The sequence below is a fragment of the Halomonas campaniensis genome (genome assembly GCF_014193375.1).
In the GTDB taxonomy this organism is placed as follows: domain Bacteria; phylum Pseudomonadota; class Gammaproteobacteria; order Pseudomonadales; family Halomonadaceae; genus Halomonas; species Halomonas campaniensis.
The window spans coordinates 32,955-58,781 of the sequence record NZ_JACHZF010000013.1 but is presented as its reverse complement, the minus strand read 5'-3'; the positions used below and the strand labels follow the sequence as shown (position 1 = coordinate 58,781).

The following is a 25,827-nucleotide window of genomic DNA, read 5'->3' as shown; positions in this document are numbered from 1 at the left end:
GCTCAGCCGTCGTGCCTGAGCCGTTCCTCGAAGCGCTTGACCTGCGCCATGTCGATGCCGCCCAGGTGCTCCACGGGCAGGGTCATCACCAGGCCCTTGGAATCCTCGCCGCTGGGGTTGAGGATCTGGCGGATCGCCTTGAGCACCTTGAGCGAGAGCCCCTTCTCCAGGGTCAGCAGCATGATGCTCTGGCTGCCCTCGAAGGTCAGCCCGAAGAAGGTCTTCTTGCGCTCGCCGCCGATGCCGCGACCCGACATCAGGGTCATGCCCACGGCGCCGGCCTCGGTGGCGGCGTCGATGCACTGCTGTTCCAGCTCCTCGGGCACGATGGCCACCAGCAGGGAAAACTTCATGGTTGCTTCTCTCTCCAGTGCGCCACCCGCTCCATCAGGATGGCATAGCTCATCACGGTCACGATAGGAAAGATCGAGGCGAAGGCGATCAGCCCGAAGCCGTCGATCAGCACGTTGCGCCCGTCGATCTGGCTGGCCAGGCCGATGCCCAGCGCGGTCACCAGCGGCACCGTCACCTCGGACGTGGTCACCCCGCCGAGATCGAAGGCCAGGGCCACGATGTAGCGGGGCGCCAGGGCGGTCAGGGCGATCACCAGGACGTAGCCGCTGATGATGTAGTGGTGGATGGAGTCGCCGCTGATGATGCGGTGGACGCCGATGGTGATGCCGATGGCCACGCCGACGGCCACCAGAATGCGGATCACGTTGCCCTGGATCTTGCCGGCGGCGGCCTCCTCGGCCTGCTGGCCCACGGCGATCAGCGCCGGTTCGGCCATGGTGGTGGCGAAGCCGATGGCGAAGGCGAACAGGTAGACCCACAGCCAGGTGTCGAAGCCGATCAGCTGCTCGGCCATGCGCTGGCCGATGGGGAAGAGCCCCAGCTTGAGGCCCACCACGAAGGCGTAGAGGCCGACGATCACCAGGGCGAAGCCCACGCCCACCTTGAGCGGGCTGGCCAGCGGACGGCGGATCACCGCGTACTGGAAGAACAGGATCACCAGGATGATCGGCAGCACGTCGCGCAGCATGCCGAACAGGTCGAGGATCATGGTGACCAGCCCGGAGGGCGCCTCGGTATCGCTGCCGGCGGCCACCAGGGCGGCGCCGTTGGTGACCTCGCCCGGGTCGGCGTAGACCAGGATGCCGTAGAGCTGCACGCTGATCATCGGCACCATCACCGCCAGGGCCACCAGGCCGAAGCCGTCGAGCAGCGGGTTGCGGCCGCGAATGGAGGAGGCCAGGCCGATGCCCAGGGCGGCGATCAGCGGCACGGTGACGATATTGGTGGTGACCCCGCCAGAGTCGTAGGCCAGGCCGACGATCTCCTCGGGGGCGAAGAAGGTCACCGTGACCACCAGGATATAGCCGACGATCATGTACCAGTGGAGGGGGTGGCCGAGGATCACGCGAAATACCCCCAGCGCCATCACCAGGCCCACCGAGCCGGCCACGATCAGCCGCAGGGTCAGGGCGTCGATGCGCCCGTCGCTGATCTCGTAGGCCTGCTCGGCCACGGCGATCAGGGCGGGCTCCGCCACCACCGCCGAGAAGCCGATGGCGAAGCCGAAGGCCATCAGCAGCGGCATGGAGCCCCGGCGGGCGAACTGGTTGGCCAGCCGCTTGCCCACCGGGAAGATGCTCAGCTCGAGCCCCTGCAGGAACAGTGCCACCCCCACGGCGACGATGCCCAGGCCGATCGCCATGCCCAGGCCACCCTCGGGCCACTCGCGCAGCAGCAGGGCCTGGAAGCCCACCACCACGATGATGATCGGCAGCAGGTTGCGCAGCGCATGCAGCAGGGCGTGTACAAGGTCCTTTACTTGACTCGGCAAGGCCGGCTCCCTCAGGCAGGCGGTCATACTTTCCGCGGCTTGGCTGTCGGCTTACGCCATCAGCCTATCACGGTCGTCGCCGTCGCGGCATGGCGACACCTCTCTTCCCCGTCAGCCCATCTGGCGCCCCATGGAGCCGACGCCGGCCGCCTCAGCGGCGCTGTCGGCCAGGGCACGCCCGGCCTCGTCATAGACGTGGAAGACCGCATGGGCCCCCAGCTCGCGGATGGGTTCGATCTCCTCCGGGTATTCGACCACGGCGGTGATCCTGCCCTTGAAGTGGCGGTTGCGCAGCTGCTGCAGGGCGAACAGGTTACCGGCATGGTGCGGCATGGCCAATACCACCATGCGGACGTCGGGTGACATCAGCATCTTGTCCCAGAAGTCGGAATCCACGGCATCCCCTTCCAGCAGGTGCATGCCGCGCTCCCCCAGCTCCTTGACGGTTCTGGGGTTGTTGTCGATGCCCAGTACCCTGAGCCCGTACTCTTTCCGCAGCCGCTTGTAGACGCTGCGGCCGATGCGCCCCATGCCCAGAACCACGGCCTCGGCATCGCCCAGTTCGATGGGGCGCTCGCCGGAGGGCATGTCGCCACGCCGTGGCGGGGGCAGTCTCGACTCCAGGTGACGGTAGAGGCCCTCGCTCACCGCATTGAGCGCGGCTGAAAAGGCGAAGCTCAGCGCCACGGCCAGCGACAGTACCACCAGCCATTCCGGGGCGAGCCAGCCGGTGGAGACCGCCAGGGCCCCGACGATCAGGCCGAACTCGGAGTAGTTGGTCAGCGTCAGCGTGGCCAGCAGGGAAGTGCGGTGGCGCATCGGGAAACGCATGAAGACCCACTGGTAGAGCAGGCTCTTGAGGGGCAGCAGGACGACCAGAAGCAGGGCGAGGCTGGCCATCTGCCAGTCGGGGACGCTGGTGAAGCCGATGCTGAGGAAGAAGCCCACCAGCAGCAGCTCCTTGAGGTTGAACATCGACCGGGAGAGTGCCTGGGCCGCCGGATGGGGCGACAGCAGCAGGCCGACGATCAGGGCGCCGAGGTCCCCCTTGATGCCGACCAGCTCGAACAGGCCGTAGCCGAGCACCAGTGCCAGCAGCATGCCGAACAGCATCTGCATCTCGCCGTGACCCAGCCGGTCCAGCAGATGGTAGAGCATCGGCGCCAGGGGAATCAGCAGCAGCAGCGTGAGCGCCCAGGGGCTGGGAAGCTCGCCGGTGGAGGCGGTGATGAACACCACGGCGAACACGTCCTGCATGATCAGCAGCCCGATGGCCAGGCGGCCATAGGCCGACTGGGTCTCGCTGCGCTTGTCGAGCACCTTGACCACGAACACGGTGCTGGAGAAGGAGAGCGCAAAGCCCAGCAGCAGCAGGACCTGCCAGCCGGCCTCATCGAGCAGGGAGAGGCCCAGCCACTTGAGCAGCCCGAGAATCAGGAAGAACAGCAGGCTGGAGCCTATCATGTGCAGCGAGGCGCTCCCCCAGACCTCGGTTCGCAGCAGCGTGCGAATGTTGAGCTTGAGACCGATGGTGAACAGCAGCAGCGTCACGCCGATGTCGGCAATGGTCGACAGGGTCGGGGTCAGGGTGTAGCCGAGCCAGTTCAACGCAAACCCGCCCGCCAGGAAACCCACCAGTGGCGGGAGTCTTACCGCCATGGCAGCAAGGCCACCGATGAAAGCGGCGAGGATATAGGCGGCTTCGATCATCAACGGTCCCTGTCGGAGAAAAATGGCTCGGGATAGAGTGTAAAGAGGTTGCTGGAGAAATGGCACCGACCGATGGCATGGCCCCGGCATCCGGCCCGGGCCGAAAGAGGAGATGCGCATGGAACTCTCGACAATCCTTCCGCTGGTGGTGCTGGGCCTGCTGCTGGTCTATGGCGTGGCCATCTACAATCGGCTGGTGGCGCTGAAGAACCGCTACCAGAACGCCTTCGCCCAGATCGAGGTGCAGCTGAAGCGGCGCCACGACCTGATCCCCAACCTGGTGGAGACCGCCCGCGCCTACATGGCCCACGAGCGGGAGACCCTGCAGGCGGTGACCGAGGCGCGCAATGCCGCCGAGGTGGGGCTTCAGCATGCCGCCGCTCGGCCCGGCGACCCGGGGGCCATGGCCGAGCTGGCCGGGGCCGAGGGCGCGCTGGGAGCGGCCCTGGGCCGCTTCAACCTGGTGATGGAGGCCTACCCCGACCTCAAGGCGTCCGAGAACATGCAGCAGCTCTCCGAGACCCTGACCAGCACCGAGAACCGGGTGGCCTTCGCCCGCCAGGCCTTCAACGATGCCGTGATGCAGTACAACACCTACAAGCAGAGTTTCCCGCCGGTGGTCCTGGCGGCCTCCTTCGGCCACAAGCAGGATGCCGCGCTGCTGGAGTTCGAGGACAGCGCCGAGATCCAGGCCGCGCCTCGCGTGAGCTTCTGAACGGGAGCGATCCATGGACTTCTTCCGCGCCCAGGACCGTGCCCGGCGCCTGACCGGCCGCCTGGTCCTGCTGCTGCTGCTCGCCGTGGCCGGCCTGGTGGTGGTGGCCAGCGTGCTGGTGGCGCTGGCGGTGGTGCTGTTCGACGGCCAGGTGATGGGCACCGACCCGCTCGCCCGGGCCCTGGAACCCGAGCTGTTCGGCCTGGTGGCCCTCGGCGTGCTGGCGGTGGTGGTGGCAGGGGGCCTGGTGCGCCACCTTCAGCTGCGTGCCGGAGGCTCGGTAGTGGCCGAGGCGCTGGGCGGCCGGCTGCTCAACCCCGATGCCCGCGATGCCAATGAACGGCAGCTGCTCAACGTGGTGGAGGAGATGGCCATCGCCTCGGGCATGCCGGTGCCGGCGGTCTACCTGCTGGAGGATGCCGCCATCAATGCCTTCGCCGCCGGGCACGAGCCCCACGACGCCGCCATCGGCGTGACCCGCGGGGCCATCGAGCACCTCGACCGCGAGCAGCTGCAGGGGGTCATCGCCCACGAGTTCAGCCATATCCTGCACGGCGACATGCGCCTCAACCTGCGCCTGGTGGCCCTGCTTCACGGCATCCTGGTGATCGGCCTGGTGGGGCGGCTGCTGCTGCGCGGGGCCGCTGCCGGGGGGCGGGGGCGGAGCTCGCGGCGCGGCGGCGGCGGGCACGTGGCGCTGTTCGGCCTGGGGGCGGCGCTGATGCTGGTGGGCTATGCCGGCACCCTGTGCGGCAACCTGATCAAGTCTGCCGTCAGCCGCCAGCGGGAGTTCCTGGCCGACGCCAGCGCCGTGCAGTACACCCGTAACCCCGAGGGGATCGGCAGGGCCCTGCAGACCCTGGCCGCCTACCGGCTCGGCTCGCGGCTGATGTCTCCCCAGGCGGCCGAGTTCAGCCACCTCTACTTCGGCAGCGGCGTGCGCCACCTGTCCCGCTGGACGGCGACCCATCCGCCGCTGGAGGCGCGCATCCGCCGCGTGCTGCCGCGCTGGGACGGCAGCCTGCCCGAGCCGTTCGCGCCGACCCCGAAGGCCGCGCCGGCAAAGCCCGCGGCGGGCACCGGCCAGGGAGAGTCGCGGCGGGAGGACCTGGGGCGGGCCCTCGGCGGAGCGGCGCTGGCCGGGGCGGTGGTGGCCAGCGTCGGCCGGCCCGATGCCGAGTCCCTGGCCAGCGCCCGGCGCCGGCTGGCCCATCTCGACGAGCGGCTGGTCGACGCCGCCCACCAGCCCTGTGCCGCGCGAGCGCTGGTCTACGGCATCCTGATGGGGGCCGACCCGGCGAGTCGCGAGGCCCAGCGACGGGTGCTGGACCAGCAGGCCCTGCCCGAGGTGCTCCACGAGCTGGAGGCCCTGGAGGCGCCCCTCGCGACCCTCGCGCCGGGCGACCGCCTGCCGCTCATCGAGCTGGCGCTGCCGGTGCTGCGCCAGCTCTCGGCGGCCCAGTTCGCCCGTTTCCGGCAGTGCCTGGCCGGGCTGATGGCGGCGGAGACGGCACCCGGGCCCCTGCAGTGGGCGCTGCACCGGCTGGTGCTGACGGGCATCGAGGGCGAGCGGCGGGCGCGGCGCGACCGCCACCTTCGCGACCTGGCCGGGCCGCTGTCGCTGCTGCTCTCCACCCTGGCCCGGGCCGGCCAGGGCTCCCCCGAGGCCCAGGCGGAGTCGCTGGAGCAGGCCGGCCGGGCGCTGGGGGTCTCCCTGGACCTGGTGCGCGAGGCGCCCTCGGCGGCGGACCTGGACTGGGCCCTGGGCCGGCTGGTGCGCCTGGCCCAGGCCGAGCGGGCGCCCCTGCTGGCGGCCATGGTGTGCTGCGTGGAACACGACGGCCATATCGCGCCCGAGGAGGCGGAGCTGCTGCGTGCGGTGGCCTGGACGCTGGGCTGTCCGCTGCCCCTGCGGGAGGCGACTGGCCAAGGGCGCCACGGCGCGGCAAGATGAGGGTGCGCCCTGTGGCGACGCCATTCCTGATCCCCATGACCCCTAGGAGGCCATCACGATGCTGACTCCCTTCCATCTCGCCGTGCAGGTCCGCGACCTCGACGAGGCGCGGCGCTTCTACGGTGACCTGCTGGGCTGCCCGGAGGGTCGCTCCAGCGACACCTGGGTCGACTTCAACCTCTTCGGCCACCAGTTCGTCTGCCACCTGAACCCGGCCCTGGGCGAGCGGGGGATCGACGATCATCGCAACCCCGTGGACGGCCACGGCGTCCCGGTGCCGCACTTCGGCGTGGTGCTGGAGATGGCCGACTGGGAGGCGCTGGTCGACCGGCTGACCGCCGCCGGCGTGACCTTCGAGATCGAGCCCTATATCCGCTTCCGTGGCGAGCCCGGGGAACAGGCCACCATGTTCTTCCGCGACCCCAGCAACAACGCCATCGAGTTCAAGGCCTTCCGCGATATCCAGGGGCAGCTGTTTGCCACCTGAACGCTGCCTTGCGGAAGCCGGGCGGCTCTGGTGCAATGGGCCGCTCCCGAATCAGGAGTGCAGAGAGCATGGTGAAGAGACCCTGGAAGCCCGCGTTGCTGGCGCTGCTCATGGCCCTGGGCGTGGCGGGATGCGGCAACGGCGACGAGCCGGCGGACGCCGAGCCCCAGGAGCCCCCGGCGGCGAGTGACGTCGAAGCGCCGCCACCGGCCGACGAGCCGCTGCCCGGCGAGGAGCCGGCCTTCGAGTCCGAGGCACCCGAGGAGGAGGCCGCGGAGGTCGCCCCGGCGGATGCCGAGCCCGCAGACGTCGAGGCCGATGCCGAGACCACCCTGGGCGAGTCGCCGGCGGAGACGCTGGACGAGGGCGCGGCGCTGCCCGGCGAGACCACCGCCGATGACATCGATGCCATCATCGAGGAGACCGAGCGTCGCTTCGAGGAGGCCAGCCGGCGCATCGACGAGCAGTTCGAGGTGGCCGAGGAGGAGGCCGTGGTGCCGGAGCCGATGGAGGGCGACACCGATGCCTTCGACGAGGGGCTCGAGTTCGAGTCCAGCATCCAGGAGGAGGGCACCGCCGGGCCGTCACGCAGCGAGGTCGACGAGATCATCGCCGAGCAGGAGCGACGCTTCGAGGAGGCGCAGCGCCGCCTGGAGGAGCAGTTCGACGAGGTGGAGCAGGAGACGCCGCCGCTGGAGCCCATGGAGTTCGACGAGAGCGAGCTCGAGCTCGAGCCGATGGAGTTCGACGAGCCCTGAGGCGTGCCCGCCGGACACCCACGAAAAAGGCCCACCGATAGGTGGGCCTTCCTGTTTCCTGGTCAGCGGTGTCGCCCGGTGGACGACACCCGCCGGGCGCTGGGATCAGTCAGCAACCCGGATGTTGGAGGCCTGAAGGCCCTTCTTGCCCTGGGTGACCTCGAAGGTGACCTTCTGGCCGTCCTGCAGGGTCTTGAAGCCGTCAGCCTGAATCTCGGAGAAGTGAGCGAACAGGTCATCACCGCCGTCGTCCGGAGAGATGAAGCCGTAGCCCTTGGTGTCGTTGAACCACTTGACAGTGCCAGTTGCCATTGTCGATTTCCTTAACATACTGTAATGATCGTGCCAGGCTCGCGATGCGTTCGCGGGCCCGAATTGCGTGGGCAAGACAAGGAAGAAGTGCCACCGGGTGTATCGAAGGAATCGAAGTACAACTGACGACTTTTTACTTGCTGACCAACGCGACGGATGGTGCTACAGCACCCTGATGGCGTCAACCGGGTCACCCGGGCATGGACGGTCCATCAGCCGCAGAATCACTGTAGATCGAAACCCGACGGGCGGCAAGCCTTGCGCCGCCGTTCCCACCCCTGGCAAGGAATCACCGCCTCCATGCTGATCGACGCCCAGTTCTGGCCCTTCCTGGTGGCCATCACCCTGCTCTCCGTCAGCCCCGGGGTCGACACCCTGCTGGTGATCCGCAACACCGCCCGGGGCGGGGTGCGCGACGGCATTCTCACCAGCCTGGCGATCTGCTGCGGACTCTTCGTGCATGCGGCCGTCTCGGCACTGGGGATCTCGCTGATCCTGCTGCAGTCGGCCTGGGCCTTCGGCCTGCTCAAGCTGGCCGGGGCCGGCTACCTGATCTGGCTGGGCGTACAGGGCCTGCTGGCGGCCCGCCGTGGCCAGGGGCTGCCGGTGGCGGGCGTGAGCGGCGAGCGACAGGCCGTTCCCGCCTGGCGGCCGCTGCGCGAGGGCCTGCTCTCCAACGTGCTCAACCCCAAGACGGTGGTCTTCTACATGGCCTTCCTGCCGCAGTTCATCGCGCCGGGCGACCCGGCGCTAGCCAAGTCGCTGTTCCTGGCCGGGGTGCACTTCGTCATCGCCAATATCTGGCAGGTGGGGGTGGCGCTGATGGTGGGCGGTGCCGGGCGCCTGCTGGCCAGCCGCGCCTTCGCCCGCTGGCTCAACGGCGCCACCGGGGCGGTGCTGGTCGCCTTCGGCGTCAAGCTGGCGCTGGAGCGCCCTCCGAGCTGATCCATCGGGTGTTCCCTAACGAGACCGCCCCGGCCATGGCCGGGGCGGTTTGCCTGTTGGCTCGCGAGAACGGTCCGTTCAGTTCCTGGCCAGCAGCGAGCGGTCATAGCGCATGGTCTTCTCCGTCGGCGTGAGCATCGACACGCCGCGGCTGTCGCCGCCGTTGGCCAGGCTCTCGAAGATCGCCCGGTAGGAGAGCACCGCCTGCACGTAGTTGCGCGTCTCGCGGAAGGGGATGCTCTCGACGAACAGGTCGAACTCCTCCGGGGCATCGGCCAGCCAGCGGTCGACGCGACCGGGGCCGGCGTTGTAGGCGGCCGCGGCGGCCAGCCGGTTGCCGCTGTAGCGGTCGAGCATGTCGCGGATGTAGGTGCTGCCCAGGCGGATGTTGAGCTCGGGGTCGAGCACCCCGTAGGCGCCGGGGTCGCGGATGCCGAGCTGGCGGGCCAGCTGGGTGGCGGTGCCGGGCATCACCTGCATCAGCCCCCGCGCCCCGGCGGGAGAGAGGGCCTCGGGGTTGTAGGCGCTCTCGCGGCGGGCGATGCCCATCAGCAGGTAGGGGTCGACGGAGGTCTGACGGCCCCAGTGAAGGAAGTGCTCGCGATAGGCCTCGGGGAAGCGCCAGTCCAGGGCATCCCACATCCGGCCGGTGATGGTGGTCTGCACCAGCTTGGCGTGCCAGCCGCGGCGCTGGGCGTAGTCGGCGAGGGCCCGTGCCTCGCGGGGGGTGGCCCGGGCCACGGCGTCATACCATTCGCTGGCGGCGAGCCCCTTCTCGTCGATGCGCAGCAGCGCCTCGGTGCGCTGGACCGCCGGCCAGCGCGCCACCTCCTCCCGGAAGCTGTCGTCGAAGCCGTTGCGCTCCAGGTTGAGGGCGTAGGGCTGCCCCAGCCGGTCGGCGGCGATGAAGCCGAAGAAGCTGCGGCCCTCGGCGGCCCGGGCATAGGCGTCACGCGCCACGTCGTCACGGCCGAGCTGCTCCTGGGCGCGGGCGTACCAGTAGTGCCAGCGGCTGTCGTCGCGGGTCTCGCCGTCCATCCGCTCGATCCACTGCACCACGCCCCGCCAGTCCCGTTCCGCCAGGGCCGCGCGGACCCGCAGCTCCAGCAGCTGGGCATCGGCCAGGCGGGGCAGTACCTCGTCGGTCCAGCCGCGGTTCTGGCGGATGTCGCGTACCAGGGAGTAGAACGCCAGGTCGCGCTCGATGGCATCGCGATGGTTGGCCTCGATCGGGAGGTGGGGAGCGATCTTGCGCCACGCCTCCAGGGCGGCCTCGGTATCGGCGCGGGTGAAGCCGTGCATGGCGGCGGCGAACAGGGCGCCGCTGCCCCGACACTCCGGCCCGAGGCAGGTGGGGACGCGGGTCACCGCGGCGTAGTCCTTCTGCAGCCGTTCCGCGGCTGCCCGGGCCTCGTCCCAGCGGGCATCGAGCAGGCGGCCCAGGTAGCTCGCGAGGCCGTTCTCGCCGGCCTGCCACGCCAGCATCTTGCGCTCCCAGACGTCGACCGCGGTGATCTCGCCGCGCTCGCGGAGGGTGTCGAAGAGCGGGTTGCAGGCGTCCGGTTGGGAACGCCCGACATGCCATAGCTCGCGGCCCCCCTCGGCGGCGGCGCGCGGGTCCTGGCCCAGCAGGGCGGCATAGTAGTAGCACTGCCGTGCGATCCCCTCGGGGACGCCGTCGGCCACCGCCAGCAGGCTGCCGTAGCGGCGGGCGTAGCCGTACTGGGCGATGGCCTGGCCGCGCATCCATCCGGCCAGCGGCGAGTCGGCGTGGCGCTCGATGAAGTCCAGCACCTGGCCGGGCTCCGCCTGGGGCAGCCGGCCGCGCAGGCGATGGTACTCCACGTAGCCGGCCAGCGGGTGGCCGGAGATGGCGGCCGGGTCGACCCGGTCCCACTGCTGGTTGCGGGCGGCCTCGAGGGCCTCGCGCAGGGCGCGATCATCGGCCTGGGCCAGCGGCAGGGCGAGGGGCAGCGACAGGGTCAGGGCGGCCAGCAGGGTGCCGACACGCCGGACGCCGCGCGTCATGAGGGAGTGACGATGGCGCATTGGGGGAGGCCTCCGTGAGCAAACACCAACTTCCCGTATCCTGGCCCATCCATGCGCCCTTGGGTAGGGGGAAACGGAGAAACCGTGCGCGGTGTCGGTCGCTGGCCGCCTTGTGCCCGCCGGGCCGGCCGATTAGGCTGTGGTTGACCATATCAAACGCTTGTTGGAATGCCTGGAGGAGCCCCGGCGTGACGCCCTATCCCGATCGATCTCCCGATGCCTGGCGGCGAGCGCTGACCCGCTTCGTGACGGTGATTCCCCATACCCGCGAGCTGGGGCTCGAGGTGCTCGAGGTGACTGCCGAGCGGACCCTGATGCGCCTGCCGTGGTGCGATGACCTGCTGGGCGACAGCGCCCGGGGCCTGGTGCATGGCGGCGTGCTGACCATGCTGCTCGACACCGTCTGCGGCTCGGCGGTGCTGCGCGCCCTGCCGGCCCCGGAGGTGTGCCCCACCCTGGACCTGCGCATCGACCACTTTCGCCCGGCCGTCGCCGGGGTGGCGCTCCATGCCGAGGCGCACGTGGTGCGGGTCACCGAGTCGGTGGTCTTCACCGAGGGCACCCTGTGGCAGGAGGCGGAGCGTCCGGTGGCGCGGGGCATCGGCAACTTCGTGCGCCTGGGGCCCCGCAACACCCCGCCGGGCCTCGCCGAGGCGCTGTTCGCCGAGGAGGCTCCCCATGCCTGAAGGCTTCGACGACGTGCAGTGGCTGGAACGGACCCGGGCCGATGCCGATGTGGCCGCCTGGCTGGCGCTGATTCCCTATGCGAGACGCATCGGGGTGAGCGCCGAGCCGGATCCGGACGGCGAGGGGCTCCGCTTCCGGCTCGAGCCCTGGGGCGGCAACGTCGGCAACGTGCTGCTGCCGGCGCTGCACGGCGGCGTGGTGGCCGCCTTCATGGAGACCGCGGCGACCCTGGACCTGATGCTGGCGACCCGCTCCCCGCGGCTGCCACGCATCGTCGACCTCTCCATCGACTACCTGCGCACCGCCCGCACGGTGCCCACCTTCGCGCGCTGCTCGCTGCTGCGCGAGGGGCGGCGGCTGGCCAACGTGCAGGTCAGCGCCTGGCAGCAGGAGGCGTCGGCGCCGGTGGCCACCGCCCGGCTGCACTTCGTGCTGGCCGACCCCGGCCGGGGCGGCCCCGAGGACCCCGGCGGTTGAAAATGCCGCCCCTGTCCCCATATCGACGGCAGTGATCAACCGGTGGCGTTGCCACCCCGACATGTCGATGAGGGTCCGAGACACATGACCACTGCCACGCATGAAGAAACCCTCGGCTTCCAGACCGAGGTCAAGCAGCTGCTGCACCTGATGATTCACTCCCTGTACTCCAACCGGGAGATCTTCCTGCGCGAGCTGATCTCCAACGCCGCCGATGCCTGCGACAAGCTGCGCTACGCGGCGCTGGACAACGACGCGCTCTATGAGGGCGACAGCGAGCTGCGCATCGAGATCGAGCACGACGCCGAGGCGGGCACCGTCACCGTGCGCGACAACGGCATCGGCATGAGCCGCGACGAGGTGATCTCGAACCTCGGCACCATCGCCCGCTCCGGCACCGCCGACTTCCTCAAGCAGCTCTCCGGCGAGCAGCAGAAGGATGCCCGCCTGATCGGCCAGTTCGGGGTCGGCTTCTACTCCGGCTTCATCGTCGCCGACGAGGTCACGGTGCGCACCCGCAAGGCGGGCAGCGACACGGCGGAAGGGGTCGAGTGGCGCTCGAAGGGCGAGGGCGAGTTCACCGTGGCCGATGTCGAGCGCGAAGCCCACGGCACCGAGATCGTGCTGCACCTCAAGGCCGATGCCAGGGAGTTCGCCGACGACTTCCGCCTGCAGAGCCTGGTGCGCAAGTACTCCGACCATATCGAGGTGCCGGTGCGCATGCCCAGGGTCGAAACCGCCCGTGACGAGGAGGGCAAGGAGATCGAGGGCAGCGAGACCGTCACCTGGGAGACCGTCAATGAGGCCACCGCGCTCTGGTCGCGTCCCAAGGGCGAGATCTCCGACGAGGAGTACCAGGCCTTCTACAAGCACGTCGCCCACGACTTTTCGGACCCGCTCACCTGGAGCCACAACAAGGTCGAGGGCAAGCTCGAATATACCAGCCTGCTCTATGTGCCGGGCCGGGCGCCCTTCGACCTCTACGAGCGTGACGGCGCCCGGGGCGTGAAGCTCTACGTGCAGCGCGTCTTCATCATGGATGACGCCGAGCAGTTCCTGCCGCTCTACCTGCGCTTCATCAAGGGCGTGCTGGATACCCGCGACCTGTCGCTCAACGTCTCCCGGGAGCTGCTCCAGCAGGATCCCAAGGTCGAGAAGATCAAGTCCGCGCTGACCAAGCGCGCGCTGGACATGCTCAAGAAGCTGACCAAGGACCAGGAGGCCTACCAGACCTTCTGGAACACCTTCGGCAGCGTGCTCAAGGAGGGGCCGGCGGAGGACTTCGCCAACCGCGAGAAGATCGCCGGCCTGCTGCGCTTCTCCACCACCCACACCGACAGCGCCACCCAGGACCAGTCCCTGGCCGACTATGTCGAGCGCATGCCGGAGGGGCAGCAGAAGATCTACTACATCGTCGCCGACGGCTTCAACGCGGCCAAGTCCAGCCCCCACCTGGAGATCTTCCGCAAGAAGGGCATCGAGGTGCTGCTGCTCCATGACCGCATCGACGAGTGGCTGATGAGCCACCTCCACGAGTACGACGGCAAGGGCTTCGTCGACGTGGCCAAGGGCGAGCTCGACCTCGGCGAGATCGAGGGCGAGGAGGAGAAACAGGCCCAGGAGGAGACCGCCAAGGCCAAGGAAGAGCTGGTCAAGCGGGTCAAGGAGGCGCTGGGCGAGCAGGTCCAGGCGGTCAAGGTGACCCATCGCCTCACCGACTCGCCGGCCTGCGTGGTGCTGCCCGAGCACGAGATGGGCTTCCAGATGCGCCGCATCATGGAGGCCGCCGGCCAGCCGCTTCCCGAGGTCAAGCCGATCCTCGAGCTCAACCCCGAGCACGCCCTGGTGGCCAGGCTCGAGGGCGCCGGGGACGAGCTCTTCGGCGACCTGGCCCATGTGCTGCTCGACCAGGCGATCATCGCCGAGGGCGGTCACCTCGACGACCCCGCCGCCTACGTCAAGCGCCTCAACGCCCTGCTGGGCGCCTGATTCCACCGGGTCAACTTCCCCTCTGCAGGCCGCCTCCGGGCGGCCTGTACGCTTCTGTCACTTGCCTTCCCTGCTCCCTGCCGTCAATGTTCGTGGTCCAACTTGTACCGGCCATTCAGCGCGATACTGCTACAGTGCTAGGGTCTTCGATGAAGCGTCGAAGGTTGTGCATTGCAGCATCGTCGGGTATGAATAAACGGTCTGACCCATGCAAGAATTCAATAACCAACCGGGAGATCCAACGTGAAGATTGGTGCACCCAGGGAACTCGCCAAGGGCGAGGCGCGCGTCGCGCTGACCCCTGACAGCGCGCAGTTCATCCAGAAGCTTGGACACGCCTGCCTGATCGAAAGCGGCGCCGGCGAGGCGGCCGGCTTCGACGACGACGCCTACCGCAATGCCGGTGTCACCGTGGTCGACGGCGCCGAGGCGCTGTGGTCCGAGGCCGAGGTGGTGATCAAGGTCCGCGAGCCCAGCGAGGCGGAGGCCGAGCGCCTGCGCGAGGGGCAGACCCTGATCAGCTTCTTCTGGCCGGCCCAGAACGAGGAACTGCTCGAGAAGTGCCGTGCCAAGGGCGCCACCGTGGTGGCCATGGATATGGTGCCGCGCATCTCGCGCGCCCAGAAGATGGACGCCCTGTCGTCCATGGCCAACATCGCCGGCTATCGCGCGGTGATCGAGGCGGGCAACCACTTCGGACGCTTCTTCACCGGCCAGGTGACCGCCGCGGGCAAGGTGCCGCCGGCCAAGGTGCTGGTGATCGGTGCCGGCGTCGCCGGGCTGGCCGCCATCGGCACCGCCACCAGCCTGGGGGCCGTGGTACGCGCCTTCGACGTGCGTCCCGAGGTGGCCGAGCAGATAGAGTCCATGGGGGCCGAGTTCCTGTTCCTGGACTTCGACGAGAGCCAGGATGGCGCCGAGAGCGGCGGCTATGCGGCGCCCTCCAGCCCCGAGTTCCGCGAGAAGCAGCTCGAGTGCTTCCGCGAGCAGGCGCCCGAGATCGACATCGTCATCACCACGGCGCTGATTCCGGGGCGGCCGGCCCCCAAGCTGTGGCTCGAGGACATGGTCAAGGCCATGAAGCCGGGCTCGGTGATCATCGACCTGGCCGCCGAGAAGGGCGGCAACTGCGACCTGACCGTGGCCGACGAGCGGGTGGTGAGCGACAACGGCGTGGTGGTGGTCGGCTACACCGACTTCCCCTCGCGCATGGCCACCCAGTCGTCGCTGCTCTACGCCACCAACCTGCGCCACATGCTCACCGACCTGACCCCCGAGAAGGATGGGGCCATCGTCCACGACATGGAGGATGACGTGATCCGCGGCGCCACGGTCACCCACGCCGGCGAGATCACCTTCCCGCCGCCGCCGCCCAAGGTGAAGGCCATTGCCGCGGCCAAGCCCAAGCCCAAGGAGAAGGCGCCGACGCCGGAGGAGAAGAAGGCCGCCGAACTCGCGACCTTCAAGGCCCAGACCAAGCGCCAGGTCACCCTGCTCGGGGTGGGGGGCGCGCTGATGCTGCTGCTCGGGCAGATCGCCCCGGCTTCCTTCATGCAGCACTTCATCGTCTTCGTGCTGGCCTGCTTCGTCGGCTTCCAGGTGATCTGGAACGTCAGCCACTCGCTGCACACCCCGCTGATGGCGGTCACCAATGCCATCTCGGGCATCATCATCCTCGGCGCCATCCTGCAGATCGGCTCCGGCAGTGCGGTGGTGGTGATCCTGGCGGCAATCTCGGTGCTGATCGCCACCATCAATATCGTGGGCGGCTTCCTGGTGACACGCCGGATGCTGGCCATGTTCCAGAAGTCCTGAACCGCGGAGACACGACATGTTGGGTCAAGGATTCGTTTCTGCCGCGGCAATTGCGGCAAGTGTGCTGTTCATCCTCTCCCTGGGGGGGTTGAGCAACCAGGAGAAGGCCAAGCGGGCGGTGTGGTACGGCATCGTCGGCATGGCCGTGGCGGTGTTCTTCACCGCCTTCGGGCCGGGGATCGGGGCCTACTGGCTGATGATCCCGATGATCCTCATCGGCTCGGCCATCGGCTGGGTGGTGGCCAAGCGGGTCGCCATGACCGAGATGCCCCAGCTGGTGGCGGCGCTGCACAGCTTCGTCGGCCTGGCGGCGGTGTTCGTGGCCTGGAGCGCCGACCTGGAGCGGATGCGGGTCGCGGCGGCCAAGGCCGCCGGCGCCTCCATGGAGGGCTTCTCGGCATTCGCCGCCCTGGTGGCGACCAAGGCGCCGGACGAGCTGACCTTCCTGCAGATCGAGGTGGTGTTTGCCATCTTCATCGGCGCGGTGACCTTCACCGGCTCGGTGGTCGCCTTCGGCAAGCTGGCCGGCAAGGTCGACGGCAAGCCCCGGCAGCTGCCCGGCGGGCACAAGCTCAACGCCGGTGCCGCCGCGCTCTCGCTGCTGCTGGCCATCCTCTACCTCAACGGCGCCGGCTTCTGGACGTTGCTGGTGCTGGCGGCGCTGTCGTTCTTCATCGGCTGGCACCTGATCATGGGCATCGGCGGTGCCGACATGCCGGTGGTGGTGTCGATGCTCAACAGCTACTCGGGCTGGGCGGCGGCGGCCATCGGCTTCACGCTCTCCAATGACCTGCTGATCGTCACTGGCGCCCTGGTGGGCTCCTCCGGCGCGATCCTCTCCTACATCATGTGCAAGGCGATGAACCGCAACTTCGTCAGCGTGATCCTGGGCGGCTTCGGCGGCAGCAAGGGGCCGGCGGCCGAGATCGAGGGCGAGCAGGTGGCCATCGATGCCGCCGGCGTGGCCAGCTCGCTGAACAACGCCGACAGCGTGATCATCGTGCCGGGCTACGGCATGGCGGTGGCCCAGGCCCAGAACGCGGTCAGCGAGCTGGTGCGCAAGCTGCGCGCCGCCGGCAAGGAGGTACGCTTCGCCATCCACCCGGTGGCCGGCCGCCTGCCGGGGCACATGAACGTGCTGCTGGCCGAGGCCAGGGTGCCCTACGACATCGTCATGGAGATGGACGAGATCAATGACGACTTCCCCAGCACGGACGTGGCGATCGTCATCGGCTCCAACGACATCGTGAACCCGGCGGCCCAGGAGGATCCCAACAGCCCGATCGCCGGGATGCCGGTGCTCGAGGTGTGGAAGTCGCGGGTCGTCTTCGTCTGCAAGCGTGGCCAGGGCACCGGCTACTCGGGCATCGAGAACCCGCTGTTCTTCAAGGAGAACACGCGCATGCTCTACGGTGATGCCCGCGAGAGCATCGATTCGCTGCTGTCGCACATCGACTAGGCCGCCGGACGTCGGCCGGTGCTGCCGGCTGACAGAGATGGTGCGTCACGGGGCCCGAATCGGCTGACGATTCGGGCCCCTTTTTCGCTACAATCACCTCTCCCTACACCCCGATTCCATCCATCCGATTTCAGCGAACACAGGCGGGGCCGACCATGGCAGAGGAACAGATGAACGTGGCGGTGCTGGGGGGCGGCAGCTTCGGCACCGCCCTGGCCAGCATCGCCGCCGACAACGGCGCCCGGGTGCGCCAGTGGCTGCGCGACCCCGATCTGGCCGAGCAGATCACGCGCGAGCACCGCAACGGCCGCTACCTGCCCGACTATGCGATCAACCCCGCGGTGGTGGCGTCCACCGACATGGCCGAGGTGCTGGAGGGCGCGGGCCTGGTGCTGGTGGCGATTCCCTCCCAGGCGTTCCGGGACGTGGTGCGCCAGGCGCGCCCCTGGCTCCGCCCCGACCAGATACTCGTCAGCACCACCAAGGGGATCCAGGAGGAGGGCTTCAAGCTGATGAGCCAGATCCTGGAGGAGGAGACCGGCTTTCCCCATATCGGGGTGATCTCCGGCCCCAACCTGGCCTCGGAGATCGCCCAGAAGCAGCTCACCGCCACGGTGATTGCCAGCGACGATCCCGAGACCCGCACCCGGGTCCAGACCGCCCTGGGCTGCGACTACTTCCGGGTCTATGCCAGCAACGATCGCCACGGCGTCGAGCTGGGCGGGGCGCTGAAGAACATCTATGCCATTGCCGCCGGCATGGCTGCCGCGCTGGGCATGGGCGAGAACACCCGCAGCATGCTGATGACCCGGGCGCTGGCGGAGATGAGCCGCTTCGCCGTCTGCCGGGGCGCCAACCCCATGACCTTCCTCGGGCTGGCCGGGGTCGGCGACCTGATCGTGACCTGCTCCTCGGCCCTCTCGCGCAACTACCGTGTCGGCCATGCCCTGGGCGAGGGGCGCACCCTGGACGAGGCGGTGGCGGCGCTGGGCCAGGTGGCCGAGGGGGTCAACACCGTGCGGCTGGTGCGCGACAGGGCGCGCCAGGAGGGCGTCTACATGCCGCTCGCCGAGGGGCTCTACCAGGTGCTCTTCAAGGGGGTGCCGGCCAAGGAGATGGCGCGCATGCTGATGCTCGGCGAGCAGAGCAGCGACGTGGAGTTCATCCTCTCCCGCGAGGACGTGCAGCAGGCCCACCGGGAGACCGGAGGGCGGCATGGCTGAACGGTTGCTGGTCATGCGCCACGGCGAGGCGGGGCCGGGGCGGCCGGACGCCGAGCGCGAGCTCACCGGCCGCGGCAGTGTCGAGGCGCGGCGGGTAGCCGCCTGGCTGGCTGGGCGCTCCGACCTTGCCGGGCTGCGGCTGCTCTCGAGCCCCTACCGTCGCGCCAGCCATACCGCCGCCATCATCGGCGAGGCGCTGGGCGCTGCCGCGGAGACACTGCCGATCATCACCCCCGACGACGACCCCGCGGCGGTGGCCGACTGGCTGCTCGAGCAGCCCGAGGGGCGGCCGCTGATGCTGGTGAGCCACATGCCGCTGGTGGGCGCGCTGACCGGCCGGCTGGTGGAAGGCCGCGCCGACCGTGGGCTCGGCTTTCCCACCGCGGCCGTCGCCGAACTCGAGGCCGACGTCTGGGCCGCGGGCTGCGCCCGGCTGGTGCGCTTCACCACGCCCTCTGACCTGACGCCGACAGTGCGATAAGCGAAAGGCGCCGGGGACAGGTCGTAGAGGGGGTCTGAGGACCAGGGATGGCTGAAGTAGCGTACAGGGACGTATTCATAGCGCCCCCGCGTAGGCCTGTCGCCGGAACAGCCTTGAGTGATACCCCAGGCGGCGCTGGTCCTGCCGGCTTGAGCTAGATCAGCCCCGCCACCTTCAAGGCGAAGGCGCCCACGGTGATGGTCAGGCTGGCCATCAGGGTGGTCAGGGCGATGATGTTGGCGGTCAGGACGGCATTGCCGCCCATGGCCCTGGCCATCACGAAGGCCGCGGCGGCGGTGGGGCTGGCGAAGAACAGGAACATGATGCCGAGCTCGCGGCCCTCGAAGCCGGCCAGCCAGGCGGCGGCGGTGGCCAGCACCGGCACCGTGACCATCTTCAGCAGGCTGGCGCCGGTGGCCAGGCGGCCCGATTCCCGGATCGCCCCCAGGGACAGGGTCGCGCCGATGCAGATCAGTGCCAGCGGCAGGGTGAGCGAGGCGAAGTACTCGCCGGAGGTCATCAGCCAGCCGGGCAGGCGCAGCTCCAGGGCCGCCACCGGGATCGCCGCCACCACCGCGAGGATCAGCGGGTTGCGCACGATGTGCGAGAGGATGCTGCGCCAGTCGGCACGGTGGGCCTCCTGGTAGCTGGCCAGCGCGATGACCGAGAAGGCGTTGTAGGTGAGGATCACCACCCCCAGCAGCAGGCCGCCGGCGGAGAGGCCATAGTCGCCGTACATGCCGGCCGCCAGCGCCAGGCCCACGATGCCGCAGTTGCCGCGGAAGGCGCCCTGGACATAGACCCCGCGCTCCTCCCTCGGCACCCGCAGGATCGCCCAGGCCCAGCAGAACAGGAAGCTGCCCAGGGTGGCCAGGGCGAAGAAGGCCAGCAGCCTCGGGTTGAGGGTGGCATCCAGGTCGGCCTTGATGATGCTCAGGAAGATCAGCGTCGGCATGGTGGCCTTGAACACCAGCATCGAGGCGGTAGCGACGAAGGCCTGATCGATCCAGCCGACGCGCTTGAGCACCAGGCCGGCGAAGACCATGGCGAACACCGGCAGCGTGACCTCGAGGGTCTGGAGGAAGAGGGCGGTAAGGTTCATCCGTCGGCGCCTGCCCTAGCGGGCCAGCCACAGGCCGACGACCACCGCCACCAGCACGGTGGTGAAGAAGATGCGGTTGCGGTTGCGGGTGTCTCGCTCGGGCTTGCGGGGCTCGTTCACGGGGGCTCCAGTCGGGTCGGGGAGGTCGGGTGACTTGGCGGATCATGGTAATCCCGTTAGCCTGCTACCGCCAGACGCGGCCGCTGGCCCCCACGACCCGGACGAGCCCATGCCATGACCCGAACCGAAGGCGCCTCGCGCTCCCCACTGCTCTTCGCCCACGCCAACGGCTTCCCGGGCGTCTGCTATCGCAGCTTCCTGGCGCCCCTGGCGGAGCGCTTCGACCTGCATCCGCTGGATCGCCTGGGGCACCATCCCGACTTCCCGGTGGGCCACAACTGGCTCGCCCTGCGCGATGAGCTGCTGGCCCACCTGGCCAGCTTCGAGACGCCGGTGATCGGGGTGGGCCACTCCATGGGCGGCGTGCTGATGGCCATGGCGGCGGAGGCCGCCCCCGAGCGTTTCCGCTGCGTGGTGATGCTGGACCCGCCGCTGATGCTGGGGATGGATGCCTGGGGCATGAAGCTCGCCAAGCGCCTCGGCTTCGTGGACCGCATCACCCCGGCCGGCAAGACCCTGGGGCGCCGCGCCGTCTGGCCCGACCGGGAGGCGATGTTGCACTACCTGCGCCGGCGGGGGCTGTTCCGGCGCTTCACCGACCAGGCCCTGCGCGACTACGTCGAGGGCGGCACCCGGCTGCTGGACGATGGCAGTGCGGTGCTGGTCTATGACCCCGAGATCGAGGTGCAGATCTTTCGCCACCTGCCCGATCACCTGGGGACCCTGCCGCGGCGCCTGCGGGTGCCGGCGGCGGTGCTGGCCGGCCGCGACTCCGACCTGCTGACCCCGCGGCGCCGTCGCCGCCTCGAGCGCCAAGGGGTGCCGGTCACCCCGGTGCCGGGCTCGCACATGTTTCCCCTGGAGTTCCCCGACGAGACCCGTGACGCCCTGCTCGAGACCCTCGGGCGCCTGCTGGGGGAGCGCCCATGACCGATGCCCGTCCCCTGCGGCTCGCCGACGGGCGGCTGGCCGCCCTGGCCTGGGGCGAGGAGGGCGCGCCGACCTGGCTGGCCCTGCACGGCTGGCTCGACAATGCGGCCAGCTTCTCCCGCCTGGCACCGCGGCTGGTGGCCCGGCTGGGAATCCGCGTGGTGGCCATCGACTTCTCCGGCCATGGGCACTCCGCGCCCCTGCCGGGCGACTATGCGATCTGGGACTACTGCCACGACCTGCTCGACGCGTCGGAGGCGCTCGGCCTGGCGCGGGTGACGCTGCTGGCCCACTCCATGGGCGCCGGCGTTGCCTGCCTGACCGCCGCGGCGCTGCCCGAGCGGGTCGAGGCGCTGGCGCTCCTCGATGGCCTGGGCACCCTCACCACGCCGGCGGAGCAGGCGCCGGCCCAGCTGCGCCGGGGGCTGATGGGCCACCGGCGCCCCCTGTCGCCGACGCCGCGCTATCCTGACAGTGAGAGTGCCGTGGCGGCGCGGGTGGCGGGGGGTGCCACGCCGATCGATGCCGAGACGGCGCGTCCGCTGGTGGCGCGCAACCTGGCGGCGCGGGATGACGGCCACGTCCAGCTGCGCACCGATGGTCGCCTGCTGCGCCCCTCGCCGGTCCGCTTCTGCCCCGAACAGGGGCTGGCGATGCTCTCGGCGATCCGCTGCCCGGCCCTGCTGGTGGAAGGGACGACCGGGATCCTCGGCGAGGCCGAACGGGCCCGGCTGGCCCGCGGGGCGATGCCGGGGCTCGATCGCCGGGTCCTGGACGGCGGGCACCACCTGCATCTGGAGCCGCAGGCGGTGGAGGCGGTTGCCGAGGCGATCGCCGACTGGCACCGGGCGATGCCGGTGCGGGTCAACGAGGAGGACGGGCGATGAACGAGCACGAGACGCCGGCGAAACGCGACGGCAAGCGGGTGGCGCTGGTGCTGGGCAGCGGCGGGGCGCGCGGCTACGCCCACATCGGCGTGATCGATGAGCTGGAGGCGCGGGGCTACCAGGTGGTGGCGATCGCCGGCTGCTCGATGGGCGCGCTGGTGGGCGGTGTCTATGCCGCCGGCCAGCTGCAGGGCTACCGCGATTGGGTCTGCCGCCTCGACTACTTCGACGTGCTCCGGCTGGTGGACGTCACCTGGAGCCCCATGGGCGCCATGCGCGCCAACAAGGTGATGGGCAAGCTGGAGAGCCTGATCGGCGATACCCGTATCGAGGACCTGGCGATCCCGGTGACCACCGTGGCCACCGACCTGACCCGCCAGCGCGAGGTATGGTTCCAGAGCGGCTCGCTGCTCGAGGCGATCCGCGCCTCCATCGCGGTCCCCGGCGTGATCACCCCGGTGCACCGTGGAGAGCAGGTGCTGGTGGATGGCGGCCTGCTCAACCCGCTGCCGATCATCCCCACCGTGGCGGCCGATGCCGACTTCGTGCTGGCCGTCAACGTCACGGCCCACAGCCCGCGTCCGGTCACCCTGGAGGAGCTGCTGCCCCCCGAGCAGGCGGCCGAGGAGCGGGCCCGGGAAGAGGCCCGGGACGCCCGAGGCATCGACTTCGGCGGCTGGATCGAGGAGGTGCGCGGCGCGGCCAGCCGCTGGTTCGAGGGCCTGGGCAACAACACTGCCCGTGCGGATGCGGGCGAGGATGACGAGCAGGTGCGGCGGCGCGAGTGGGGGCGGCTCGACATGGTGCTGGCCTCCTTCGACATCACCCAGGCGGCGCTCGCCAAGTACAAGGTGGCCGGCTATCCGCCCGACGTGCTGATCGAGGTGCCCAAGACCGTGTGCGGCGCCTACGAGTTTCACCGCGCCGAGGCGCTGATCATGCTCGGCCGCCACCTGGCCGTGGAGGCGCTGGACCGCTTCGAGGGGCGGCGCCACCCGGGATGGGGCAGCCGGGAAATCGTCGTCGACCCGATCACGGCGCCGGTCGAGCCTTCCGGCGAGGCGCCCTGAGGCCGGCTCAGGCCGCGTTGCCGCGCCGGCGCAGCAGCACGTAGAGCGCTCCGGTGCCGCCGTCGGCCTCGATGGCCGAGCAGAAGGCCAGCACGCCGGGCCACTCGCGCAGCCAGGCGTTCACGTGGCTCTTGATCACCGGGTAGTCGCTGCTGGTTCCCCAGGCCTTGCCATGGACCACCATCACGCAGCGTCGCCGCTCGGCGGCCGCCTCGCGGAGGAAGGCCTCAAGCTCGGCCCGGGCCTCCTCGAGGGTATGGCCGTGCAGGTCCAGCCCGATCTCCCAGGCGATCTGGCCGCGCTTGAGCTGGCTGCGGGTCCGCCACGGCAGGTCGGGGAGGGCGAAGTCCAGGTACTCCGAGGGGCGAACCGGTTCCACCCGGCCGTCGGAGGTCCGCCCGGTGCCGGTGTCGTCCCGGGCGGCCTCGGCGGCGGCGCGGCGCGCCTCGGCCGAGGCGTCGCGCCTGCGCGGCCGGCCGGGGTCGGCGCGGTTGCGCTTGATCGGACGCACGCCGGCCTCCTGAAGGGCCTGGCGGAAGGCGCCGATCTCCTCGTCGTCGGGGCGGTGGCGATCTCGGCTCATGGCAGGGCTGCTGTGGTGGCGGCAGGGGCGCACAGTATAACCAGCGCGGCGTGGCTGTGAACCGCCCTGGCGGTTACAATCGGCTCTCCCGCCCGCCAACCACAGGATGCCACGTGGCCGCTTGCAACGACGCCCCCCACTCGACGCTCCAGCTCTCCGACGCCGACCTGCGCGGCGGGCTCATCACCCTGCGCGACTGCCTGCGCTGGGCGGCCAGCGAGTTCCACCTGGCCGGGCTCTTCTATGGCCACGGGACCGATTCGGCCTGGGACGAGGCGGTGGCGCTGACGCTGGGCGCCCTGCACCTGCCGTGGAACGTCGACCCGGGCGTGCTCGATGCGCGCCTGCTGCCCATGGAGCGCGGCCGCATCGTGGCCCTGGTGCGCAGCCGCATCACCACGCGCCGGCCGCTGCCCTACCTGCTGGGCGAGGCCTTCTTCGCCGGTGTCCCGTTCAGCGTCGACGAGCGGGTGCTGATCCCGCGTTCGCCCATCGCCGAGCTCATCGAACACGGCTTCGCCGCCTGGTTCCCCGGGGAGCCGCCCGCCAGGGTGCTCGACCTCTGCACCGGCTCCGGCTGCATCGGCATCGCCACGGCGCTGCACATGCCCACCTGCGAGGTGGACCTCGCCGACATCAGCGGCGAAGCGCTGGAGGTGGCGCGGATCAACATCACCCGCCACGACGTGGGAGAACGGGTGCGCGCCGTCGAGTCCGACCTCTTCGATGGCCTGCCCGGGCGCTATGACCTGATCGTCTCCAACCCGCCCTACGTGGATGCCCGCGACCTGGCCACCATGCCCGCCGAGTTTCGCCACGAGCCCTCGCTGGCGCTGGGGGCCGGGAGCGACGGCCTGGACATCGTGCGGCGCATCCTGCGCGAGGCCCGCGACCACCTGACCGACGGCGGCGTGCTGATCGTCGAGGTCGGCAACTCCGACCGCCACCTGGAGGCCGCCTTCCCCGAGGTGCCCTTCCTGTGGCTCGAATTCGAGCGCGGCGGCCAGGGCGTGTTCGCCCTGACCGCCGATGAACTCGACGCCCATGCGGCGTCCTTCGCCTGATCCCCAGACCCCTGAATTTCCGGGAGGAGCGCCCATGTCCGGCAATACCTTCGGCAAGCTGTTCACCGTCACCACCTTCGGCGAGAGCCACGGCCCGGCGCTGGGCGCCATCGTCGATGGCTGCCCCCCGGGGCTGCCGCTCAGCGAGGCGGACCTGCAGCGCGACCTGGACCGCCGCCGCCCCGGCACCTCGCGCCACACCACCCAGCGTCGCGAGCCGGACCGGGTGAGGATCCTCTCCGGGGTCTTCGAGGGGGTCACCACCGGCACCGCCATCGGCCTGCTGATCGAGAACACCGACCAGCGCTCCAAGGATTACGGCAACATCAAGGACCAGTTCCGCCCGGCCCACGCCGACTACAGCTACCACCACAAGTACGGCATCCGCGACTACCGCGGCGGCGGGCGCTCCAGTGCCCGGGAGACCGCCATGCGGGTGGCGGCCGGGGCCATCGCCAAGAAGTACCTGGCGGCGCAGGGCATTGCGGTACGCGGCTACATGAGCCAGCTGGGCCCGATCGCCATCGACTTCAAGCAGTGGGAGGCGGTGGACGCCAACCCCTTCTTCTGTCCCGACCCGGACCGCGTGCCTGAGCTCGAGGCCTACATGGACCAGCTGCGCCGCGACCAGGACTCGGTGGGGGCGAAGATCACGGTGGTGGCCGAGGGGGTGCCCCCGGGCCTCGGCGAGCCGGTGTTCGACCGGCTCGATGCCGAGCTGGCCCACGGCCTGATGAGCATCAACGCGGTGAAGGGGGTGGAGATCGGCGACGGCTTCGCCAGCGTGGCGAGCCGCGGCAGCGAACACCGCGACGAGATGACCCCCGAGGGCTTCCTCTCCAACCACGCCGGCGGCGTGCTGGGCGGCATCTCCAGCGGCCAGGCGATCATCGCCCACCTGGCGCTCAAGCCCACCTCCAGCATCACTACCCCGGGTCGCAGCATCGACGTCCACGGCCATCCCGTCGAGGTGGTCACCAAGGGGCGCCACGACCCCTGCGTGGGCATCCGTGCCACGCCCATCGCCGAGGCGATGATGGCCCTGACGCTGATGGACCACCTGCTGCGTCACCGTGGCCAGAACGCCGAGGTCAGCGTCTCGACCCCGCGCCTGCGCTGAGGCGGCAGCGACTGGGCCGGCCGGCCATGGCTGCTACACTGCAT

Annotated in this window: 24 protein-coding genes; 17 read left to right on the top strand and 7 right to left on the bottom strand. The window is 69.9% G+C overall.

Going from position 1 to position 25,827, the window contains the following annotated elements:
• Nucleotides 1-2: 2 nt before the first annotated feature.
• The 3 genes from BDK63_RS10310 to BDK63_RS10300 all read right to left on the bottom strand — a co-directional run bounded on the left by BDK63_RS10310 (nt 3) and on the right by BDK63_RS10300 (nt 3,556).
• Nucleotides 3-353 carry a P-II family nitrogen regulator gene (locus BDK63_RS10310; protein ID WP_183331576.1) on the bottom strand — a complete coding sequence of 117 codons (351 nt, stop codon included), beginning with the start codon at nt 351-353 and terminating at the stop codon, nt 3-5.
• On the bottom strand, nt 350-1,846 hold the full coding sequence (locus BDK63_RS18755; protein ID WP_343065308.1) for a DUF1538 domain-containing protein: 1,497 nt from the start codon (nt 1,844-1,846) through the stop codon (nt 350-352). Before BDK63_RS18755 ends, BDK63_RS10310 begins: the two co-directional genes overlap by 4 nt.
• A 111-nt stretch (nt 1,847-1,957) precedes the next feature.
• A complete protein-coding gene (locus tag BDK63_RS10300) occupies nt 1,958-3,556 on the bottom strand; it encodes a cation:proton antiporter family protein (RefSeq protein ID WP_183331572.1) in 1,599 nt (532 codons plus the stop codon).
• Nucleotides 3,557-3,674: 118 nt separating this feature from the next.
• On the opposite strand from BDK63_RS10300, the gene BDK63_RS10295 reads away from it, so the two are divergent.
• The 4 genes from BDK63_RS10295 to BDK63_RS10280 all read left to right on the top strand — a co-directional run bounded on the left by BDK63_RS10295 (nt 3,675) and on the right by BDK63_RS10280 (nt 7,470).
• A complete protein-coding gene (locus BDK63_RS10295) occupies nt 3,675-4,271 on the top strand; it encodes a LemA family protein (RefSeq protein WP_183331570.1) in 597 nt (198 codons plus the stop codon).
• Nucleotides 4,272-4,284: 13 nt separating this feature from the next.
• Nucleotides 4,285-6,225, top strand: a complete 1,941-nt coding sequence (locus tag BDK63_RS10290; RefSeq protein WP_183331568.1) for a M48 family metallopeptidase — start codon at nt 4,285-4,287, stop codon at nt 6,223-6,225.
• Between the two features lie 58 nt (nt 6,226-6,283).
• Nucleotides 6,284-6,712: a VOC family protein gene (locus tag BDK63_RS10285; protein WP_221202586.1), complete on the top strand. Its 429-nt coding sequence runs from the start codon at nt 6,284-6,286 to the stop codon at nt 6,710-6,712.
• Between the two features lie 68 nt (nt 6,713-6,780).
• Entirely contained in the window at nt 6,781-7,470 is a 690-nt protein-coding gene (locus BDK63_RS10280) for a hypothetical protein (RefSeq protein WP_183331566.1), read from the top strand.
• Nucleotides 7,471-7,575: 105 nt separating this feature from the next.
• Here the strand turns inward: BDK63_RS10280 and BDK63_RS10275 are convergent, their stop codons facing one another.
• Nucleotides 7,576-7,782: a cold-shock protein gene (locus BDK63_RS10275; protein WP_183331564.1), complete on the bottom strand. Its 207-nt coding sequence runs from the start codon at nt 7,780-7,782 to the stop codon at nt 7,576-7,578.
• Nucleotides 7,783-8,082: 300 nt separating this feature from the next.
• Between BDK63_RS10275 and BDK63_RS10270 the strand changes: the two genes are divergently transcribed.
• Complete coding sequence (locus BDK63_RS10270; RefSeq protein ID WP_183331562.1) at nt 8,083-8,727, top strand: LysE family translocator; 645 nt, start codon at nt 8,083-8,085, stop codon at nt 8,725-8,727.
• 78 nt (nt 8,728-8,805) lie between these two features.
• Here the strand turns inward: BDK63_RS10270 and BDK63_RS10265 are convergent, their stop codons facing one another.
• Nucleotides 8,806-10,755: a transglycosylase SLT domain-containing protein gene (locus BDK63_RS10265; protein WP_183331560.1), complete on the bottom strand. Its 1,950-nt coding sequence runs from the start codon at nt 10,753-10,755 to the stop codon at nt 8,806-8,808.
• A gap of 209 nt (nt 10,756-10,964) precedes the next feature.
• On the opposite strand from BDK63_RS10265, the gene BDK63_RS10260 reads away from it, so the two are divergent.
• The 7 genes from BDK63_RS10260 (at nt 10,965) to sixA (ending at nt 18,907) form a co-directional block, all read left to right on the top strand.
• Complete coding sequence (locus BDK63_RS10260; RefSeq protein ID WP_183331558.1) at nt 10,965-11,462, top strand: hotdog fold thioesterase; 498 nt, start codon at nt 10,965-10,967, stop codon at nt 11,460-11,462.
• Nucleotides 11,455-11,940 carry a PaaI family thioesterase gene (locus tag BDK63_RS10255; protein WP_183331556.1) on the top strand — a complete coding sequence of 162 codons (486 nt, stop codon included), beginning with the start codon at nt 11,455-11,457 and terminating at the stop codon, nt 11,938-11,940. Before BDK63_RS10260 ends, BDK63_RS10255 begins: the two co-directional genes overlap by 8 nt.
• Nucleotides 11,941-12,024: 84 nt before the next feature.
• On the top strand, nt 12,025-13,929 hold the full coding sequence (htpG, locus tag BDK63_RS10250; RefSeq protein WP_183331554.1) for a molecular chaperone HtpG: 1,905 nt from the start codon (nt 12,025-12,027) through the stop codon (nt 13,927-13,929).
• A gap of 243 nt (nt 13,930-14,172) precedes the next feature.
• Nucleotides 14,173-15,744 (top strand): Re/Si-specific NAD(P)(+) transhydrogenase subunit alpha, encoded by a 1,572-nt coding sequence (locus tag BDK63_RS10245; RefSeq protein ID WP_183331552.1) that lies wholly within the window; start codon nt 14,173-14,175, stop codon nt 15,742-15,744.
• A 16-nt stretch (nt 15,745-15,760) separates the two neighbouring features.
• Entirely contained in the window at nt 15,761-17,203 is a 1,443-nt protein-coding gene (locus BDK63_RS10240; protein ID WP_183331550.1) for an NAD(P)(+) transhydrogenase (Re/Si-specific) subunit beta, read from the top strand.
• 155 nt (nt 17,204-17,358) lie between these two features.
• Nucleotides 17,359-18,426: an NAD(P)H-dependent glycerol-3-phosphate dehydrogenase gene (locus tag BDK63_RS10235; RefSeq protein WP_183331548.1), complete on the top strand. Its 1,068-nt coding sequence runs from the start codon at nt 17,359-17,361 to the stop codon at nt 18,424-18,426.
• A complete protein-coding gene (sixA, locus tag BDK63_RS10230; RefSeq protein ID WP_183331546.1) occupies nt 18,419-18,907 on the top strand; it encodes a phosphohistidine phosphatase SixA in 489 nt (162 codons plus the stop codon). The genes BDK63_RS10235 and sixA overlap by 8 nt, the downstream gene beginning before the upstream one ends.
• 154 nt (nt 18,908-19,061) lie before the next feature.
• On the opposite strand, the gene BDK63_RS10225 is transcribed toward sixA, so the two are convergent.
• Nucleotides 19,062-20,009, bottom strand: a complete 948-nt coding sequence (locus tag BDK63_RS10225) for an AEC family transporter (protein WP_183331543.1) — start codon at nt 20,007-20,009, stop codon at nt 19,062-19,064.
• 234 nt (nt 20,010-20,243) lie between these two features.
• On the opposite strand from BDK63_RS10225, the gene BDK63_RS10220 reads away from it, so the two are divergent.
• Genes BDK63_RS10220 through BDK63_RS10210 form a run of 3 tightly spaced genes read left to right on the top strand, consistent with a single transcriptional unit; the run spans nt 20,244 to nt 23,016 of the window.
• Complete coding sequence (locus tag BDK63_RS10220; protein ID WP_183331541.1) at nt 20,244-21,059, top strand: alpha/beta fold hydrolase; 816 nt, start codon at nt 20,244-20,246, stop codon at nt 21,057-21,059.
• Nucleotides 21,056-21,946: an alpha/beta fold hydrolase gene (locus tag BDK63_RS10215; protein ID WP_183331539.1), complete on the top strand. Its 891-nt coding sequence runs from the start codon at nt 21,056-21,058 to the stop codon at nt 21,944-21,946. The genes BDK63_RS10220 and BDK63_RS10215 overlap by 4 nt, the downstream gene beginning before the upstream one ends.
• Nucleotides 21,943-23,016, top strand: a complete 1,074-nt coding sequence (locus BDK63_RS10210) for a patatin-like phospholipase family protein (RefSeq protein ID WP_183331537.1) — start codon at nt 21,943-21,945, stop codon at nt 23,014-23,016. Before BDK63_RS10215 ends, BDK63_RS10210 begins: the two co-directional genes overlap by 4 nt.
• Before the next feature lie 7 nt (nt 23,017-23,023).
• Here BDK63_RS10210 and BDK63_RS10205 read toward each other — a convergent pair whose 3' ends face one another.
• Entirely contained in the window at nt 23,024-23,599 is a 576-nt protein-coding gene (locus BDK63_RS10205; protein WP_183331535.1) for a Smr/MutS family protein, read from the bottom strand.
• 113 nt (nt 23,600-23,712) lie between these two features.
• Between BDK63_RS10205 and prmB the strand changes: the two genes are divergently transcribed.
• Nucleotides 23,713-24,663, top strand: a complete 951-nt coding sequence (gene prmB, locus BDK63_RS10200) for a 50S ribosomal protein L3 N(5)-glutamine methyltransferase (RefSeq protein ID WP_183331533.1) — start codon at nt 23,713-23,715, stop codon at nt 24,661-24,663.
• Between the two features lie 34 nt (nt 24,664-24,697).
• A complete protein-coding gene (aroC, locus tag BDK63_RS10195) occupies nt 24,698-25,783 on the top strand; it encodes a chorismate synthase (RefSeq protein WP_183331531.1) in 1,086 nt (361 codons plus the stop codon).
• Nucleotides 25,784-25,827: the final 44 nt, after the last annotated feature.

Coding starts and splice junctions, on each gene's coding strand:
- BDK63_RS10210 (WP_183331537.1), top strand. CDS start 21,943: ATGAACGAGCACGAGACGCCGGCGAAACGCGACGGCAAGCGGGTGGCG.
- BDK63_RS10300 (WP_183331572.1), bottom strand. CDS start 3,556: ATGATCGAAGCCGCCTATATCCTCGCCGCTTTCATCGGTGGCCTTGCT.
- aroC (WP_183331531.1), top strand. CDS start 24,698: ATGTCCGGCAATACCTTCGGCAAGCTGTTCACCGTCACCACCTTCGGC.
- BDK63_RS10205 (WP_183331535.1), bottom strand. CDS start 23,599: ATGAGCCGAGATCGCCACCGCCCCGACGACGAGGAGATCGGCGCCTTC.
- BDK63_RS10285 (WP_221202586.1), top strand. CDS start 6,284: ATGCTGACTCCCTTCCATCTCGCCGTGCAGGTCCGCGACCTCGACGAG.
- BDK63_RS10295 (WP_183331570.1), top strand. CDS start 3,675: ATGGAACTCTCGACAATCCTTCCGCTGGTGGTGCTGGGCCTGCTGCTG.
- BDK63_RS10240 (WP_183331550.1), top strand. CDS start 15,761: ATGTTGGGTCAAGGATTCGTTTCTGCCGCGGCAATTGCGGCAAGTGTG.
- BDK63_RS10275 (WP_183331564.1), bottom strand. CDS start 7,782: ATGGCAACTGGCACTGTCAAGTGGTTCAACGACACCAAGGGCTACGGC.
- BDK63_RS10290 (WP_183331568.1), top strand. CDS start 4,285: ATGGACTTCTTCCGCGCCCAGGACCGTGCCCGGCGCCTGACCGGCCGC.
- BDK63_RS10220 (WP_183331541.1), top strand. CDS start 20,244: ATGACCCGAACCGAAGGCGCCTCGCGCTCCCCACTGCTCTTCGCCCAC.
- BDK63_RS10280 (WP_183331566.1), top strand. CDS start 6,781: ATGGTGAAGAGACCCTGGAAGCCCGCGTTGCTGGCGCTGCTCATGGCC.
- BDK63_RS10215 (WP_183331539.1), top strand. CDS start 21,056: ATGACCGATGCCCGTCCCCTGCGGCTCGCCGACGGGCGGCTGGCCGCC.
- sixA (WP_183331546.1), top strand. CDS start 18,419: ATGGCTGAACGGTTGCTGGTCATGCGCCACGGCGAGGCGGGGCCGGGG.
- BDK63_RS10255 (WP_183331556.1), top strand. CDS start 11,455: ATGCCTGAAGGCTTCGACGACGTGCAGTGGCTGGAACGGACCCGGGCC.
- BDK63_RS10235 (WP_183331548.1), top strand. CDS start 17,359: ATGGCAGAGGAACAGATGAACGTGGCGGTGCTGGGGGGCGGCAGCTTC.
- BDK63_RS10310 (WP_183331576.1), bottom strand. CDS start 353: ATGAAGTTTTCCCTGCTGGTGGCCATCGTGCCCGAGGAGCTGGAACAG.
- BDK63_RS10225 (WP_183331543.1), bottom strand. CDS start 20,009: ATGAACCTTACCGCCCTCTTCCTCCAGACCCTCGAGGTCACGCTGCCG.
- htpG (WP_183331554.1), top strand. CDS start 12,025: ATGACCACTGCCACGCATGAAGAAACCCTCGGCTTCCAGACCGAGGTC.
- BDK63_RS10265 (WP_183331560.1), bottom strand. CDS start 10,755: ATGACGCGCGGCGTCCGGCGTGTCGGCACCCTGCTGGCCGCCCTGACC.
- BDK63_RS10270 (WP_183331562.1), top strand. CDS start 8,083: ATGCTGATCGACGCCCAGTTCTGGCCCTTCCTGGTGGCCATCACCCTG.